The sequence below is a fragment of the Acinetobacter seohaensis genome, from assembly GCF_056431365.1.
On record NZ_JBWKMK010000099.1, the window covers coordinates 1 to 2723 of the forward strand.

The following is a 2723-nucleotide window of genomic DNA, read 5'->3' on the forward strand; positions in this document are numbered from 1 at the left end:
ATGGCAGTGTGTGGAGTGCGGTACGCTCCATGATCGGGATGTAAATTCCGCACTGAATATTCTTGCGCTCGGGCATGAGCGTCTAGCAGTAGGAATCTCCGTCCTTTAGGTCGGGGAGGATGTCAAGTTCAAATAGTCAGAATTCATATCAGCATCAAACAATCAGGGATTTGCCATGACACAAAACACAATGCAGCAGATTATTATTACAGAACCAGGTGGCCCAGAAAAATTAGCCTATGAAACGGTTGCAATACCTGAGCCACAAGCCAATGAGGTTTTGGTCAAAGTACATGCTTTTGGTTTGAATCGTCCTGATATTTTACAGCGTCAGGGTCTGTATCCTATGCCTAAAGGCGTGACGCCAGTGCCAGGTTTAGAAGTAGCAGGTGAAGTAGTTGCTGTGGGTGCAGATGTTAGCCAATTTAAAGTTGGTGATGCAGTGTGTGGCTTAACCAATGGTGGTGGTTATGCAGAATATTGTGTTGTACCAGAAAGCCAGACTTTGACAATTCCAACAGGTGTCAGTTTTGTACAAGCCGCTGCGATACCTGAAACGTTTTTTACTGTGTGGGCCAATGTATTCCAAATGGGCAAAGCCAAAGCAGGTGAAACGGCACTAATTCATGGCGGAACCAGTGGTATTGGTACAACTGCTTTAATGTTGTGCAAAGCCTTAGGTTTAAAAACCTTTGCAACTGTAGGTTCAGATGAAAAAGTACAGGCAATTTCACACCTCACCACAGCAATTAATTACAAGACACAAGATTTTGAACAAGTGATTAACGAAGTGACAGACAATGCTGGGGTTGATGTCATTTTAGATATTGTTGGTGCGCCGTATTTGGAACGTAATTTAAATTTATTACGTCGTGATGGTCGCTTGGTGTATATCGCATTCTTGGGTGGTGCAAAAGCCAAAGAAGTGAAACTTGGTCAAATTATGATGAAGCGTCTTACCATTACTGGTTCGACTATGCGCGCCCGCAATACTGCAGAAAAAGCTGAAATTACCAAAGGCTTGCAAGAGATTGTTTGGCCATTGTTAGCAAAAGGCGAATGTTTGCCAATGATTTATAAAACTTTCCAGTTTGATCAAATTCAACAAGCACATGCCGAAATGGATACAGGTGAGCATGTGGGCAAAGTAGTGGTCGAAGTGATTTAAAAACTCAAAATTTTATATCAGCCCGCATAAAAAACTGACCGAGTGTCAGTTTTTTTATGCATATTTTTATAGAAGATTTTAACAAAGATTTTTTGAATCTTTTTTAGCAATTATTTTAATCATAATTACATAAATATTCCTTTAAACTACAATTTAACACAATAAAATTTTTCCAAATAGTCAAATATTAAGGAGGTGTAGGACACACCCTGTCAATAATAGAGCTTATCTTTATATTCATTGAATTCATTCTCAAGATAACAAAACGGTTCATGTAAAATAATTTGATAGAGAGAGCAGGCTTATGAAAATTTTATCTGCATATACGCCAAAACACAGTCTACGTGCATTAAAACGGTTATACAAAAATATTGTTCGTCAGCAAATCAATGTTCGGAACTTAAATAAAATGTATCATGCGATGCTACATTTAGAACGCTATATTGACCGCCTCGATCATGATAAACGCGAAAACTTGTATTAAGTGTAAAGAGCAACCTGTTAATTATTTTTTACTAAAAAGTACAAGTGAGTTGAAAAGTTAAACCTGTTATTTATTGGATTATTCATTTGAAATAACGGGTTTTAAATAGACGGTAAAATTCAGGAGAAAAACTAAGGGAACAATAAGAAATTTAAAATAAACAAGGATGATCAAAGCTGAAAGATCAATTTTAAACTGCTGCACTGTAATAGGTGCAGCACTGCCTTGTGTGAACAATTGCTTCGGAATGTGTCGAGCTTTTAGCTAAATTGTGCGAAAATAGCGTTTTGCTATTTTTGTCCAAGGGCAGTACATGATTGACCAATCTCCTGAATCATTAAGTGATATCGAAATACTCGACATTTTGCAGTCTATGAAAAGTGATGAGCTAGACACAGAGGCAAAAGAAATTATCCGTAATGGTGGGAAAGCAGGTCGTCAGGAAGCGCATAAAGCAGCGTTGGTGGCACTGAATCAATCATTTGAAAGCAAATTTGTAGAAGCGGTGAGTTTGGCTTTGCAGTTAAATGAAGCGCAAATGAAAAAAATTCGTTATAAAAAAGACCGTGTGCGTATTTTAAAAGCACGTGGGATTGATTATTTAGCCATTGATGGCACAGAAACTGCACAAGTATTGGCTCAGGTTGCACAAGCGATTGTGCGTGAAGATGCTGTGGTAACGCATGATTTGCACAATATTTTCCCTTTTTGGAAAGAAGGTTGGCCAATGGTGCAATTCGACAATGTCTATAAAATTCTAGCTGAAGATATTGCGATTCATTATCAAGCAGTATTGGATGAATTGATCAGCAAATATTAAATAGATATTCAGCTGAATTTCAGATGTATCTGTTCAGGTTGGAAAAAGCACCACTTCATTTTGATGTGGTGCTTTTTTATGAATGCTAGAAAATCTGGATGCAGATCAAGCCAACACGAATACAGTGAATTTCACAAATTTCAACCTTGTTGATTCTGAATATATTGTTTGATTATTTCCAAAGGCGCACCACCACAAGACCCTGCAAAATATGATCTTGACCATAAAACAGGTTTTGTATAATTCCCTCT

At 37.8% G+C, this 2723-nt stretch carries 5 protein-coding genes; 4 read left to right on the top strand and 1 reads right to left on the bottom strand.

The genetic code is table 11. From position 1 onward, the window contains the following. The 4 genes from AC07E5_RS09975 to AC07E5_RS09990 all read left to right on the top strand — a co-directional run. Positions 1-109 (top strand): zinc ribbon domain-containing protein (locus tag AC07E5_RS09975; RefSeq protein WP_179990606.1); only part of this gene is annotated, 109 nt, incomplete at its 5' end. Between the two features lie 66 nt (positions 110-175). Then, a complete protein-coding gene (locus AC07E5_RS09980; RefSeq protein WP_178318175.1) occupies positions 176-1168 on the top strand; it encodes an NAD(P)H-quinone oxidoreductase in 993 nt (330 codons plus the stop codon). A 304-nt stretch (positions 1169-1472) separates the two neighbouring features. Then, positions 1473-1652, top strand: a complete 180-nt coding sequence (locus tag AC07E5_RS09985) for a hypothetical protein (RefSeq protein WP_498625369.1) — start codon at positions 1473-1475, stop codon at positions 1650-1652. A 313-nt stretch (positions 1653-1965) separates the two neighbouring features. Next, positions 1966-2472, top strand: coding sequence for a hypothetical protein (locus AC07E5_RS09990; RefSeq protein WP_004977287.1), 507 nt, complete (start codon positions 1966-1968; stop codon positions 2470-2472). 140 nt (positions 2473-2612) lie between these two features. On the opposite strand, the gene AC07E5_RS09995 is transcribed toward AC07E5_RS09990, so the two are convergent. Then, a partial coding sequence (locus tag AC07E5_RS09995; RefSeq protein WP_179991448.1) for a transposase occupies positions 2613-2723 on the bottom strand: 111 nt, incomplete at its 5' end.

Excerpts from the sequence above, each read along its gene's own strand:
- AC07E5_RS09980 (WP_178318175.1), top strand. The coding sequence starts at position 176 with ATGACACAAAACACAATGCAGCAGATTATTATTACAGAACCAGGTGGC.
- AC07E5_RS09985 (WP_498625369.1), top strand. The coding sequence starts at position 1,473 with ATGAAAATTTTATCTGCATATACGCCAAAACACAGTCTACGTGCATTA.
- AC07E5_RS09990 (WP_004977287.1), top strand. The coding sequence starts at position 1,966 with ATGATTGACCAATCTCCTGAATCATTAAGTGATATCGAAATACTCGAC.